Origin of the sequence: Microcoleus sp. FACHB-68, from assembly GCF_014695715.1 — a bacterium.
GTDB lineage: Bacteria > Cyanobacteriota > Cyanobacteriia > Cyanobacteriales > Oscillatoriaceae > FACHB-68.
Genome location: NZ_JACJOT010000017.1, coordinates 61,621 through 75,310, shown reverse-complemented (window position 1 = coordinate 75,310; position 13,690 = coordinate 61,621). Strand labels below are relative to the sequence as shown.

Annotated in this window: 10 protein-coding genes; 6 read left to right on the top strand and 4 right to left on the bottom strand. The window is 45.5% G+C overall.

Annotation, left to right across the window (positions count from 1 at the left end; all coding sequences use genetic code 11):
* Positions 1 to 6: 6 nt before the first annotated feature.
* On the bottom strand, positions 7 to 2,754 hold the full coding sequence (locus H6F73_RS22710) for an OmpA family protein (RefSeq protein ID WP_190761046.1): 2,748 nt from the start codon (positions 2,752 to 2,754) through the stop codon (positions 7 to 9).
* A gap of 63 nt (positions 2,755 to 2,817) precedes the next feature.
* Complete coding sequence (locus H6F73_RS22705; RefSeq protein WP_190761045.1) at positions 2,818 to 3,426, bottom strand: hypothetical protein; 609 nt, start codon at positions 3,424 to 3,426, stop codon at positions 2,818 to 2,820.
* Between the two features lie 262 nt (positions 3,427 to 3,688).
* On the opposite strand from H6F73_RS22705, the gene gatB reads away from it, so the two are divergent.
* Together gatB and argJ are read left to right on the top strand one after the other, a co-directional pair.
* Entirely contained in the window at positions 3,689 to 5,173 is a 1,485-nt protein-coding gene (gene gatB, locus H6F73_RS22700) for an Asp-tRNA(Asn)/Glu-tRNA(Gln) amidotransferase subunit GatB (protein WP_190761044.1), read from the top strand.
* 462 nt (positions 5,174 to 5,635) lie between these two features.
* The gene (argJ, locus tag H6F73_RS22695; protein WP_190761043.1) at positions 5,636 to 6,877 is read left to right on the top strand and encodes a bifunctional ornithine acetyltransferase/N-acetylglutamate synthase; all 1,242 of its coding nucleotides are present in this window, start codon (positions 5,636 to 5,638) and stop codon (positions 6,875 to 6,877) included.
* Between the two features lie 480 nt (positions 6,878 to 7,357).
* On the opposite strand, the gene H6F73_RS22690 is transcribed toward argJ, so the two are convergent.
* The gene (locus tag H6F73_RS22690; RefSeq protein WP_190761042.1) at positions 7,358 to 8,077 is read right to left on the bottom strand and encodes a PEP-CTERM sorting domain-containing protein; all 720 of its coding nucleotides are present in this window, start codon (positions 8,075 to 8,077) and stop codon (positions 7,358 to 7,360) included.
* 374 nt (positions 8,078 to 8,451) lie between these two features.
* Here H6F73_RS22690 and H6F73_RS22685 point away from each other — a divergent pair, with 374 nt between their 5' ends.
* From H6F73_RS22685 to H6F73_RS22670, 4 genes are all read left to right on the top strand, one after another.
* Positions 8,452 to 9,645: an anion transporter gene (locus H6F73_RS22685; protein WP_190761041.1), complete on the top strand. Its 1,194-nt coding sequence runs from the start codon at positions 8,452 to 8,454 to the stop codon at positions 9,643 to 9,645.
* Positions 9,646 to 9,834: 189 nt separating this feature from the next.
* A complete protein-coding gene (locus tag H6F73_RS22680; RefSeq protein ID WP_190761040.1) occupies positions 9,835 to 10,668 on the top strand; it encodes a hypothetical protein in 834 nt (277 codons plus the stop codon).
* Positions 10,669 to 10,864: 196 nt separating this feature from the next.
* Complete coding sequence (locus tag H6F73_RS22675; protein ID WP_190761039.1) at positions 10,865 to 11,866, top strand: ATP-binding cassette domain-containing protein; 1,002 nt, start codon at positions 10,865 to 10,867, stop codon at positions 11,864 to 11,866.
* Positions 11,867 to 11,915: 49 nt separating this feature from the next.
* A complete protein-coding gene (locus H6F73_RS22670) occupies positions 11,916 to 12,704 on the top strand; it encodes an ABC-2 family transporter protein (RefSeq protein WP_190761038.1) in 789 nt (262 codons plus the stop codon).
* A gap of 22 nt (positions 12,705 to 12,726) precedes the next feature.
* Here the strand turns inward: H6F73_RS22670 and H6F73_RS22665 are convergent, their stop codons facing one another.
* Positions 12,727 to 13,593 carry a DUF4351 domain-containing protein gene (locus H6F73_RS22665; protein ID WP_190761037.1) on the bottom strand — a complete coding sequence of 289 codons (867 nt, stop codon included), beginning with the start codon at positions 13,591 to 13,593 and terminating at the stop codon, positions 12,727 to 12,729.
* Between the last annotated feature and the right edge of the window lie 97 nt (positions 13,594 to 13,690).

Sequence of the window (13,690 nt, the reverse complement as noted above, 5' to 3'; positions counted from 1 at the left end):
CCAGAATTACTGAGTGTTGGTTCTTGCCGGTGTTGCCGGTTCAAATACCACACATCTGCTTAACAGTAACGGTTGATTGGACTCCACACCCGCAGGAGGTTTTGCTTTCCCAATCGCTTGTAGTCGCTTGGGATCGACACCTTGACTCACAAGCGCGTCTCGCACAGCTATCGCCCGTTGTCGCGCTAACTGCTGATTTGTGGTTTGATTGCCCAGGGCATCGCTATGACCTATTATCCTAAGGTTTTTCTCAGGGTATTGCTGTAAAAAACTTTTAATCTGGATAATAGTTTTGAGATAGGCAGGGCTGAGTGCGGCAGATCCAGGCTCAAAGTAGATTCGGCTGGTAATCTGGAGCGGATTGAACTGTATCGTGCTGATAACAGATTGAACCCCCGGAATTTGTTTGAGGGCTTGGACGATTTTCTGGGTGTCTGTTTTTTCCCTAACCGTTCCCTCTACGGTGACTTTACGTTCGGCATATTTTGTTGAAATAGACACGCCCTTTATCTGATTTAAAACATCGGTTGCCCGTTTTACTTCCGCTGCGACTAATACGGGATCAGGAGGTACATCAACGGCAATAATTTGATTATCTAAACTCAGGGTTGGGACTGCGGCTTTGGCAATTTTAGCAGCTTTTTCTCGGAGTTCTTGATTAGGCAAGTTTCCGGTCAATTTCAAAGTTTTTCCCTCAGCATCAACGCTCAAACGATAAACAGCTAATTCGGGCGCGGAGGCTAAGGCAGAACCGGCTTTGGCTTCAATGCCCCGTTCAATTTTATTGCGGTAGGAATAAAATCCCCAAGGCACTAAAATTAGGCTTAAAGCAAGTAAACCAATTCCTAAAAGGGCGCGGGGTTGTTTCGCCGGCAGCTTCTCTGCTGCAGAGTTCATTAATGTTTCTAATAACGCCGGTACTGGCTCTGGTATGGTTGCCGGATCGCCATTAAAAAATTCGATAGGCTGACCGTATTCTAAAATGATAACGCTCAAGGTTTTTCGGATGCTTTCAATAAACTTTTTGGAGGGATCTCCTTTAACGACTACCGCTAAATAGCAGTATCCTGCCACTTCCAAAATAATTTTAGAATCCCCATATTCAATTTCATTGAGTTCCGAAATTTCTCCCGACTGAACAATACATTCATTCACAAAGCTGCGGATAGCCGTTAACATCCCCGCCACCATTTCAGATTCTAATCTTTGATTTCCAGAATGCTGAACATCTGAAATAATTAGTCCTGATGTTTTGTGAATCAAGAAAATGGCCGGCACGCTAAACGGCATGGCTTCCCGGAGGATTAATTCTGCCTCAGAGACTCCCTGAACTTTGGCGCGGATTTTGCGCTGAACTCCTTCTACACTCAAGGCGCTTGAGGCTTTTTCATTGATAGAGCGAATCGCTTCTCCCAGATATCGCGTAATGGTATTACCAATAACGGGATAAAGCGCATCTACCATGACATCTCGTTCAAGCCGAATTTGTTCTTTAATCGCTCTCCCCATTTCCGGTGCTAACGCTTCGGCAATTGCGTCTCGATCTAGCCGAATTTGCTCTTTAATTGCAAAGGCGATTTCTGGAGCAATCGCATTCGCCATTTCTTGGGGAGAGTTCTTAATTTGTTGAGAAATTGCTCCCGGTAACAAATCAGCAATTGCCGCACTCATTGCAAGCTTATTTTGTTGGGTTCTATTTTTAATAACTTCATCAATAATTGGGACGATTGCCTGAATGACTTCTTCTTTAGAGTCAGAAATTTTGAGGCTGAGAATGTGAGCGATCCAAGGCAGCAAAAGCTTCATTAACTGTTCAGGATCGTAAAGCTGATGTTCGATATTTTCTAGCTTATATTGAATGTTTGAAAGCTGGCTATGAACTCCAGGCAATTCTGATTCAGTCAGCAGCTTTTTAAAATCTTCTATTTCTGTGAGTTGAGAGCCAAATAGAAGATTTTGCAAACTTTCAACAGGATTAACCGGCTCTTTTGATTCTTGTCCCGTTGACAGGGATTCTTCAGCATTATTTTCAAGCTGCTGGCGCTGATTTATCCGATTTTGCCATTTCTCAAGTGTCGCGTCTAAAGCGGCAAAATTCGGTGACACCGGCGCTGAAGATTCGGCAGCATTTTCATCCTCTCGGTTAGCATCTAAATCTCCAACGTCTGGTTGTGCCGGCGCTGCGGATTTTGTTGGTTCTTCTTGCCTCTGTGCCGGCAGCAGCCATTTTTTTAAGTCGGCTATGGTGGTACTTAAATCTGCGATATCTGCCGGTGCCGGCGCTGAGAATCTTGTGGGATTTAAATCGGCAATCTCTGTCTGTGCCGGCGCTGAGAATTCGGCAAGATTTTTGTCTTCTGGGTTGCTATCTAAATTCTCTTGCTCTGCCTGTGCCGGCGTTTCTTGTTTTGATGCCGGTAGCAGCAACCAACTTTTTAATTCTTCGATACTGCCATTTAAATCTGCTACATCTGACTGATGCGAACCTGATATTTCTGGTGAATTATCTAGCAGTGGAGGCTGAGAGGTGACATTTGTCAAGCGCTCAGCTTCCGCAACTTTACCGTTGGAATCATTTTGGGATGAAAGGGTTTCAGCAACGGGTTTTTCATCTGAATCAATGATGTTCAGTTCCATCAAAAGATCCAGCAAAACTTCAAGCTGAGCTGCTGAATCCTCTTGTAACTGAACAGATTCAGAAACAAACCCCTCTGGCTGTTCCCTGCTTCCTGGATTTTCTTCCGATAAAGCCATGATCTGCTAATCTATAAAATCAAGCTACTTTTAGCAATGACTTAGAATAAGTATCTGGATTTTCTATTGGTTATGGGTGGGTTCAATCAACCGCACATCCGTATACATATTCGTATCGGCAGCTTCCTTAAGCTCAGGAACAAACTCTGTTCCTTTTAGCCGCATCCCCAGCTCAAACAAAACTTCAGCCATGTCGTCTCTAGAAACCTTGACATCTCGCAGCAAAGATAGACGTTTGTCTAGCTCATCGAAAACCTGATTTCTCAGATTGCGAACTTCGTCTTGAAGCCTATCTCTGGTTTGTGAAAGATCGTCACGCATAGAACTTGTTTGTTTGTCAACCGATTCATCAAGCGCTTCCAAGTGATTTGAAAACTTGCGATTAATCCGGTCGATTTGCTGGCGAAGATCGGCGCTTTCTTCTTGGGTGCTTAAATTAACCGATTTGAGTTTTTTCTCGAAAGAATCAACAGCCGCTCGAACTTCTGTAGAAAGAACACTTTTTACCTGCTCAGCATAATCGTGCATTTCTTGCTGGAGCAGAGATAATTCAGTCTCTATCTTTTCAAAGCGATTGTTATATTCCCGCAGTTGAGCGCCGAAGATGATATCGCGAATTTGATCGATATTTCCCAGCCTTTCACGCATTTCCTCTTTTGTGATTTCTGCCATGTTTACCTCTGTTAATTGCAAAAAATCTCGCTCAATTCTATTGTGTCACGTTTCTGTTTGGTTGTTAAAGCTCGGTTTGGGAAGCGGAGAGAGGGATACGGCATCAGCAGGTTACTTTTGTTAACGAGCACTAGAAACTTGACATTGACTCGCCTTTTGGGTGGGTAAGGCGGTGCCGGCAATCGTGATTTAAGCGCTGAGGGGACTGAGACAGGGCTACAATAGGAGCAAATCGTTGCGAGAGAAGCAATCTGTAACGCCCATGACCACAGCTGCATCGGTTAAAACTCAGTACGAAGCGATTATCGGGCTGGAAACCCATTGTCAGCTTAGTACCAAAACTAAGATTTTTTCCAGTTCCTCGACGGAATTTGGAGCACCTCCCAACACGAATATTGATCCGATTTGCATGGGAATGCCAGGGGTGTTGCCTGTACTGAATCAGAAGGTGCTGGAATATGCCGTGAAAACCGGCTTGGCGCTTAACTGCGAAATTGCTAAGTACAGCAAATTTGACCGCAAGCAGTATTTTTACCCAGATTTGCCGAAGAACTATCAGATATCTCAGTATGACTTGCCGATTGCAGAGCATGGCTGGTTGGAGATTGAGCTGGTGGATGAGGAAGGCAATGGCAGACGCAAGCGCATTGGCATTACGCGCCTGCACATGGAGGAGGATGCCGGCAAGTTGGTGCACGCCGGCAGTGATCGTCTGTCGGGTTCGACTTACTCGCTGGTAGATTACAATCGTGCCGGTATTCCTTTAGTTGAAATTGTCTCAGAACCGGATATTCGTTCTGGGCAAGAGGCGGCTGAATACGCTCAAGAATTGCAGCGGATTGTGCGCTATCTTGGCGTCAGCGATGGCAATATGCAAGAAGGTTCGCTGCGCTGTGATGTCAATATCTCTGTTCGTCCGGTTGGACAAGAGAAGTTTGGCACGAAGGTGGAGATTAAAAATATGAACTCCTTCAGTGCAATTGCGCGGGCGATTGATTATGAAATTGAGCGGCAAATTGCTGCCGTGGAAGCCGGTGAGCGAATTTATCAAGAAACGCGGCTTTGGGAAGAAGGCAGTCAGCGCACGATCAGTATGCGCTTGAAGGAAGGTTCTAGCGATTATCGCTATTTCCCAGAACCGGATTTATCTCCGATTGAAGTGTCGGCGAAACAGTTAGAGCAGTGGAAATCTGAGTTGCCTCAGTTGCCGGCGCACAAACGCCACCACTACGAAACTGAATTAGGGCTTTCTGCTTATGATGCGCGGGTGCTGACGGAGGACCGGCAAGTGGCAGAATATTTTGAGCAGGCGGTGGATGCCGGTGCGAATGCCAAGCAAGCGGCTAACTGGATTATGGGGGATATTGCGGCTTACCTGAAAACGGAAAAGCTCAGCATTACAGAAATTCCCCTCAAGCCGGCAAGTTTAGGCGAACTGATTTCCCTGATCGAAGCCGGCACGATTAGCGGCAAGATGGCGAAGGATCTGCTGCCAGAGTTGCTAACAAACGGTGGATCTGCCAAGGAATTGGTAGAAAGCAAGGGAATGAGCCAAATTTCCGACACCGGCGCTTTGGAAACCATGATTGATGAAGTGCTGGCGGCGAATCCCAAGGAACTGGAACAATATCGTGCCGGTAAAACGAAGCTGCTGGGCTTTTTTGTCGGACAGGTGATGAAACAAACCGGGGGACGCGCCGATCCCAAGCTCACCAACCAACTGCTAGCTCGTAAGTTGAACGCTTAGCAACTGAAAAACTTAGTCCCCAGATCGGAAAAGGTGGTTCATGACCACCTTTTTTTGTAGTTTCTTTACAAATTTGTTTGAGGGGTTTGACCCCTCATCCCTAAGATGCTATCTTGTGATAAGTAGATGCACCCTGATGGCAGGGAGAGTCCCCCAAGGCTCTCCCTTTTTTTTGTTTTTGGGCATGGGGCATGGGGCATGGGGGAAGGGGAGTGCTCAGTGCTGAGTCCTGAGTGCTGAGTGGGGGAGTGGGGGAGAGTTTTGCTAAGCCGGCAAAAGGATTTTTTTAGTCGCCTAATTTATTGAAACTTGAAATTTTATATCTGGCGAAGAGTTTTTTGTGGATGGCTGCATATTTTTTTTGAGGACGCGCTGCCGGTAAGATAGTTCCACTCACACATTCAATTCCCACTCGCCTGATATAATCGCCTCTCAGTCGGGCTAATAGGGTTGGGAGGAAATATGGCACAGTGGCAGGAAATTAGCGGTGGGGTAACGGCACCAAGAGGGTATCGGGCAGCAGGAATTGCAGCCGGCTTAAAGCCTTCGGGTGCGCCGGATTTGGCGTTAATTGTGTCTGAGGGAGATGCGATTGCGGCTGGGGTGTTTACGACTTCTCAAGTGCGGGCGGCGTGTGTGGATTACTGCCGGCAACGTTTGCAAGCCAAAGCCAGTGCTAGAGCGATTTTATGTAATGCCGGTCAAGCCAATGCTGCCACCGGCGAACAAGGTTGGCTGGATGCGATAGAAAGTGCAATGCTGTTGGCACAAGAACTGAATATTGCCTCCGACACGATTTTGCTGGCATCCACCGGCGTTATCGGGCAACGAATTAAAATGGACGGCTTGCGGGCGGGAATTCCCAACTTAGTAGCGGCAGCTTCGGCAGATGGGGGCGATGCTGCGGCGAAGGCGATCTGCACCACCGATTTAGTGCCGAAATCAATCGCCTTCGAGATGCAGTTTGGAGATCGCACAGTCCGGATGGGTGGAATGTGCAAAGGATCGGGCATGATTCATCCCAACATGGCAACAATGTTGGCGTTTATTACTTGCGATGCCGCTGTTTCGTCTCATCTTTGGCACGATATGTTAAGCCGCGCCGCAGATAAAAGTTTTAATCAAATTACCGTTGATGGTGATACGAGTACCAATGACACGTTAATCGCTTTCGCAAACGGACAATCTCGGACGCCGGCGATTACAGAACCTGGTGCGGAGGCGGACAAATTAGAGGCAATGCTGACTGCAATTTGTCAGTATTTAGCTAAGGCAATTGCACGGGATGGAGAGGGGGCAACCTGCTTAGTTGAAGTGCAAGTTTCCGGAGCAAAAGATGAAGCGGCAGCGCGTCAAATTGCTAAAACCATTGTCGGTTCCTCTTTGGTGAAGTCGGCAATTTTTGGACGTGATCCAAATTGGGGACGAATTGCAGCGGCGGCAGGACGTGCCGGCGTGCCATTTGAGCAAGAAAATCTCCGCATTCAGTTAGGAGATTTCTTATTAATGGAAAACGGTCAACCTCTGCCATTTGATCGGGCTGCCGCGAGTAATTATATGAAACAGGCGGCTGCGGGAGCGTATTTGAAAGAAGATACGGTTTTAATTTCCGTGAGTGTGGGAAATGGAGCCGGTTCTGGGACAGCTTGGGGATGTGATTTAAGTTATGACTATGTGAAGATTAACGCCGAATATACGACTTAAGAGGAAATCGAATAGCAATTTTCAATTGCTGGCACAACGCTACGCTATCGCGGCTACACAAACCTAGTCTGCCGGCGCGGACTAAGTCAATCTCTTAAGCCGGCAGACTTGGTTTTGTCAGCCTAGCCGCGATTTCAAATAACTCGATTATGATTTTCCTTACGCTGCGATCTAGACGTTTGTTAGACAAACAAAATTGCGTTGTCGGCTTGGTGTAGTGAGCAAGCCTGAAGTGCAAACTATCTGACGCTAATCAGTTGGATAACTGCTCATTGAAATTAAATAAATGGGCCGAAGAGAGAGCCGGCAATAGTCTTGCTCTGCCGGTGCAACCTATTGAAGAACAGTTATAAAACTGGGGAATCTATTAGAAAACGGCTGAAAAGTCCGAAATAACCGGCTTAAAAAGTTTTCTCTTCAACCGGCTTTATCGGATATTCATGATCTTTAAAGATCCTTTTTGCACTCGCAAACTTCTTTCTAGGAATTCGACTTTGCCGGCGCGGTTAAGCCGGAGGGACGGGAAGAAAAGTTCTTTCTCTTTAACAACCAGCCGGCACCTAAAAGACCAAGCGCAAAAACCGTATTCGGTTCCGGTACGGAACGCATTGCGTACTTCACGGTTCCCGATCCCCCTAGTCCGGGATCACCTAACAACTCGTCCCAACCGAACCTGTAGCCAAAGCTTGAAGAACCGTTAAAGGATTTTGTCCCAGCCGTCAGTGTCCACCAACCAGCCTCAGCATCGTTGCCGAACGACTCGAAAGTGGAGAATCCCAAACCAACCAGCTCACCCCCTCGCGGAATCAGCTGCAAGTCTCCAGACTCATCCTCAACGATTTCACCGCCGTCGAATACTAAAGGAAAGTAGTGAGGAAACACCCGCCTGTCGTAGCGAAGGTCACGCTCTGTATAGGTTCTATTCTGCCCTTGTTGTTGTAACGCTGTATTTACAAAGTCAAAATTGAATTCGGTAACATCAAAAAAAGGCTCTTGTAGTTCGCCGGCTTCGGAAGTTGCTGTGTCATCGTAGCTGAAAAAGCCATTGTACTCGTTGCCACTTAACGGGCCACTTGTTATATCTACGGTGAAATCATAGGTGATGGTGGCAGCACCGGCAGGAGTAACTTCGAGAGCAAATAAACTTAAAGCGGTGCCGACAGTTGCAATTGCTAATTTTTCGTAGAGGTTCGTAAACATTTTTTTACTTTAGGGTGTAGGTTGATTGTCTTGGGATCTATTGACGGCTCAGGGTTTTTACGCTAGCGAGAGAGTTTAACTTAATTTTCTCAGTGGCTGCCCGTATATTTACGGAAGTTTCATTAAAACTTCACAAACTTTGGGGCTAAATGTAAAGTTTGTGCAAACAAGCTCTGCTATTTGAGCGGGTGCAGCGGAAAATTTCAATGGAAATAGGGATTGCCGGCTAGAAAAACCCGTTTTGTTGCAAATTGTTATTTGGACGATTCAAGAAGTGCCGGTGAAAGCAAATTTCTAACGGGTCATGTGGAAAAATGAGGCGAAGTTATAGCCGGTGCCATAGCTGAACAGTTTTTTAGAATTTTATTGAATCAATGTATTTAAAAGTCTTCCAATCAACCGTATTGGCGCTGACTTACCTGGGGTTAGGATTAGGATACATCCCCAGCCTACGCCTGAACCGCACCGGCATTGCTTTAATCGGAGCCGGCTTTACAGTTGCTTTGGGTGCTTTAAACCTCAAAGAAGCGTGGGTTGCCATCGATCCCGGCATCATCATCTTCTTATTAAGCATGATGATTGTGAATGCCGGTCTGGCTGCATCGGGTTTTTTTCAACTAGCTTTAGTCTTCCTGACGCGGCACACCGGCAGTCCTTTTGCGCTATTAGTCGCACTTACTTTCTCCAGCGGTTTCCTGTCTGCTTTATTCCTCAATGACACGATTGCGATTCTCCTAACGCCGCTCACTTTGACACTGACGAGATCGCTCGGACTTAACCCAATTCCCTATCTTCTCGCATTAGCCGGCGCAACAAACCTGGGTTCCGTGGCAACCATCAGTGGAAACCCGCAAAACCTGGTAATCGGTTCTTTTTCTGGCATCAGTTATTTAGCTTTTGCCAAAGCGCTCACGCCTGTAGCGCTGCTCAGTTTGCTTGTTCAAATCGGTTGGTTATGGTGGCTTTATCCGGAAGTGCGTTCACTTAAACCTTACCAGCACCCTTTGCCGGCAAGAAACCGACTCTTTAAACCTTTATTGCTGAAAAGCTTATTAGTGACTGTAGGACTTTTGGCAGCATTCCTTGCCGGCTTCCCCTTAGCTGAATCTGCCTGGGTTGCCGCCAGTTTGTTACTGCTTAGCCGGCGGGTAAAGACGCAGCGGCTTTTAAGTACGGTAGACTGGAACCTCTTAGTGATGTTTGCCGGTTTATTTATCATCACAGAGGCAACACAGCGACTCGGTTTATTAGATGGCTTTACGGGTTTTGTTGATACACCGGCAGGTTTGCTTGGCGTAACAGTGTTGCTGTCGAACCTGATTTCCAATGTGCCGGCGGTGCTAGTTTTGCAACCGCTTATCCCCCAGCAGGATACCTCAGCTTGGTTGTTGCTGGCAGCCGGATCGACGCTTGCCGGCAATCTAACTTTGTTGGGATCGGTGGCGAATCTGATTGTTGCTGAGGTTGGCAGCCGGCAAGGTTATCAGTTGTCCTTCCAAGAGCATTTGCGCTTTGGTGCGCCGCTAACTTTAGTAACGTTGATTTTGGCTTATTTTTGGCTAAGTTAAATCCTAACATTGTAAGTACAATCTTAAATTAGCTGCGATTAGGGGACGGTGAGCGATTTTTTTGGCAGCGAAGAATGGAGCGAGGCATAATAGTTGGGATGTAATGTCACAATTATTATTCTTTTTTAGTGATTGAGTTAGGTTTGCGTTAAGTGTTAAATTCTATAAAAGTTCATTAGGCGCATTTTGATGTGGAATTCAATTAAAGAGTTTGGTAAACGGTATTATGTATTATTATTTGCTTCTTTATTGATTTGCACAATTTTGTTTTATGGCTGTACCGTTGGTTTTTTGGATCAAACTGTTTGTAATCTCTGGCTAAGAGATTTTTTGCTAAATTTAAATGCAGAAATTATCGGAATATTATTAGTTTTATTTTTAGTAAATCGAACGGTAAGAGCAAACAAAGAAAATGAACGAAAGAAATTTAGAGAAATCGCATTTAGACCCTTAAAAAGAGTATTTTACAAGCAAATAATTTTATTGTTTAATATGTTTAAAGCTTCTGTGGAAGTTCACCCCTGTAAAACTTACGAAACTTTGGAAGATTTATTTGATGAAACCTACTTCTATGAATTGGGATTTTTAGACCTTCTGAAACCAGCTCCGATGTTAACCCCGCGTGGCGAAGAAATAGACTGGCTGGATTACCTTTTTACCGAGTGTACCAGTCTAAGTGTAGCTTTAGGAAAAGTTGTGGACAGATATTCCTATTATTTGGACTCAGAAATTGTTGATTTAATGGAAGAAGTGGCCGATGCCGGCTTTATTCGGTTTATTTCATCCATTCGAGAAGCGAAGCAATGGCATGAAATTAGTATTATTAGAGGAGATTTACTATCGGAGTGCCAAACCTTACTTAAGGAATATACAAGTTCAGTGATGAAACTGATAGATTTATATAATATGAGTGTCGAAACGGAAAGACAAATTAAAATAGATAAAAATCAATGGAGGGAATGGTGGGGTAGTAACGTTAGGCCGCGAATTGGAGATAGTCGCATCCAAAATGCTGAAAAATAAGTGTTGAAAAATAATCAAATTAGTTATAGGTAAAAATCCATAAACATTAATTTTTATCTAACTATCCAGTAATTGATATAGATAGGCCGGAGGGCAGCATAGCACTAACAGTTGATTGAAAGTTTAAAAATCAATTTTTCAAAAGATTTATAAACACCTCCATGCAAGCAAATAGGAAATAAGGTAACAAGTTGGTATGTCTATTATCGTAGCTAAAGACCTGAGCAAAGTCTACCCCGTGGCAGTGAAAGAACCTGGATTAAAAGGAACCCTGAACCACTTTTTGCGCCGCACTTACCGAATGATTGAGGCAGTTCGGAAAGTTTCATTTGAAATTGAAGCCGGCGAAGTGGTGGGATTTTTGGGGGCAAATGGTGCCGGTAAAACCACGACGCTGAAAATGCTCACCGGCTTAATTCATCCATCTGCCGGCACAGTGCACGTTGCCGGCATGGTTCCTTTTCAACGTGATGTGTCCTTTTTGCAACAAATTACCTTAGTTATGGGGCAAAAGCAGCAGTTGATCTGGGATCTGCCGGCACTTGACTCGCTAAAAATCAACGCAGCCGTCTATGGCATTCCTGATAAAGAATACCGCTTGCGGCTGGGAGAACTTACTGAAATGCTATCCCTGCAAGGCAAACTCAACCAGCCGGTGCGAAAACTCTCCCTTGGGGAACGAATGAAAGCAGAGTTAATGGCGGCACTGCTTCACCGGCCTCAAGTGTTATTCTTAGACGAACCAACACTGGGACTAGATGTAAATGCTCAAGTCAGTGTGCGACAATTCCTGCGCGAATATAACCAGCGTTATCAGGCAACGGTACTGCTGACGAGTCATTACATGGCAGATATCACAGCATTGTGCCGGCGTGTCTTGCTCATTCACGAGGGACAACTGGTTTATGATGGCAGTCTCGATGGACTTTTAGATCGTTTCGCGCCGTATCGAGAAGTGCAGGTTGAACTTGCTCATCCGCTGCCGGTGGAAACCATGCAGGCAACCTCAATGCTATCTTCCTACGGCGAATTGGAATCAGTCGAGGGGCAGTCAGTGCGTCTCCTCGTAAAGCGTGAAGAACTCACCGGCACTGTCGCCAGAATTTTAGCTGAATTAGAAGTGCTGGATTTAACTGTTACCGATCCACCGATTGAAGAAGTTATTGGCAGAGTTTTCCGCACCGGAAAAGTTACCTAATTTTTAATTCAAAACTTCCCTTCATCCCTCATCCCCTGCCTCATTTCCCATGAACAAAGTAATCAGAACTGCCAAAACTTTGCTAATTTCCAACTACGCCTATATGCTCGAATATCGAGCTGAATTATTTTTATGGGCGCTTTCTGGATCTTTGCCATTTATCCTAATGGGCATTTGGATGAAAGCTTCTCAAAGTGGTAACTTTGGGTTACAGCCGGTAGATTTCGCCCGCTATTTTCTCGCCGCCTTTATCGTTCGTCAAACAAATGTGGTTTGGGTGATTTGGGAGTTTGAGAAAGAAGTTGTGCAAGGTAAGCTTTCACCCCGACTTTTGCAACCGATTGATCCAGTTTGGCATCATGTCGCCGCTCATGTTTCTGAGCGCTTCGCCCGTCTACCGTTCATTATTGGGCTGATCTTACTGTTCTTTGCCCTCTACCCTCAATCATTTTGGATACCAAATCCGGGGCGGTTTTTACTGTTTTTACTCGTTATTGTTTTTGCCTTTATCTTGCGCTTTCTTATCCAGTATACCTTTGCTTTATTTGCTTTTTGGATAGAGAGAGCAACGGCAATTGAGCAATTCTGGTTTTTGTTTTACCTGTTTTTCTCCGGCATGATTGCTCCGTTAGAAATGTTTCCAGAGTCGGTGCGCCAAGTTGTGCAGTGGACGCCATTTCCCTATTTAATACATTTTCCCGCTGCAATACTGGTAGGGTTGCCGGTGGATGTCGTTGGCGGGTTGTTAGTGATGTTGGGTTGGACGATTATATTTTTTATCTGCAATCGCTGGTTATGGCGTCGAGGTTTGAAGCATTATTCGGGAATGGGTGCTTAAAAAATTGCCACAACTTTGCAAACTAAGGCTCAACAATTTGTTGATTTTCACCTTGAGTGCTTAACCAGGTTTCTAAATCTGTAATGGCAGCAAAATCTAACAGTAACTCACTCAATTCTTCCAATTGCTCCAAGGAGAGCCGGTGCAAAGACTCTTGTAACTCAGGAGAAACGGAACCAAACCGACGAGTTAGTGGGCGCACAATCATAGTTAACGCTTCCTGTTTTCGCCCTTGCGCTAGTATCTCGTGATACCAGGGAGATTCTGATAATATTGCCATATCCCACCTCATTATTTGTTGAACTAAACCGCTGTCTAATACAAACGTAGCAAAAAATGCCAGGAGCGTTTCTAACTGGTTCAGTTGCTCATCGGCGCGGAGGGTTTGCAAAGCGCGTCGCACGGTAGATTCCTCAGCACCCCCGCGCAACACCGGCACAAATGGCAGCAGGGTTTTAATAGATTGTTGAAAGGCGATTTCAACATCCACTTCCCAAAGATTGATCACGCGATAGTCTTGACGCGCCTGCAAGCCGGCAAACTCTGATTCATAACGAGTGGGAATTGCCACATTCCTCTCTTGCAAAATGTTAACCAATACCGGATAAGCCGGCAGATTATATTTTTCTTCTGCCAGTGCTGCATAAGCCCGCATCCGCTTAGGCATTTCTGGTTTATAACGCAATTGTAATTCGTTCAGTAGCAGAAATTCCCCATATTCGGGAGTGTAAGCTCGTACCAAGACATCACTCTCACGGCGAACCCACTGAAAGTCTGAACTAATGATATCTCGCACTTCCACATCGGGAAACTGTGTCACCCATTGCACCCAGCTTTCAGGCGCGAGGCTAATTAAACGTTTGCTGCCAATATCTGCCGGCTGAGTCATACAGGCGTTATGTTGCCATCCCCGATAGGGTGGCTAAAGGTTGTCTACACTAGCTTAGAGCGATACAGAGCGCTCGCGCAGGACAATCGGTTTACTG

Coding starts and splice junctions, on each gene's coding strand:
- argJ (WP_190761043.1), top strand. CDS start 5,636: ATGGCACAGTGGCAGGAAATTAGCGGTGGGGTAACGGCACCAAGAGGG.
- H6F73_RS22670 (WP_190761038.1), top strand. CDS start 11,916: ATGAACAAAGTAATCAGAACTGCCAAAACTTTGCTAATTTCCAACTAC.
- H6F73_RS22690 (WP_190761042.1), bottom strand. CDS start 8,077: ATGTTTACGAACCTCTACGAAAAATTAGCAATTGCAACTGTCGGCACC.
- H6F73_RS22675 (WP_190761039.1), top strand. CDS start 10,865: ATGTCTATTATCGTAGCTAAAGACCTGAGCAAAGTCTACCCCGTGGCA.
- H6F73_RS22710 (WP_190761046.1), bottom strand. CDS start 2,754: ATGGCTTTATCGGAAGAAAATCCAGGAAGCAGGGAACAGCCAGAGGGG.
- H6F73_RS22705 (WP_190761045.1), bottom strand. CDS start 3,426: ATGGCAGAAATCACAAAAGAGGAAATGCGTGAAAGGCTGGGAAATATC.
- gatB (WP_190761044.1), top strand. CDS start 3,689: ATGACCACAGCTGCATCGGTTAAAACTCAGTACGAAGCGATTATCGGG.
- H6F73_RS22665 (WP_190761037.1), bottom strand. CDS start 13,593: ATGACTCAGCCGGCAGATATTGGCAGCAAACGTTTAATTAGCCTCGCG.
- H6F73_RS22680 (WP_190761040.1), top strand. CDS start 9,835: ATGTGGAATTCAATTAAAGAGTTTGGTAAACGGTATTATGTATTATTA.
- H6F73_RS22685 (WP_190761041.1), top strand. CDS start 8,452: ATGTATTTAAAAGTCTTCCAATCAACCGTATTGGCGCTGACTTACCTG.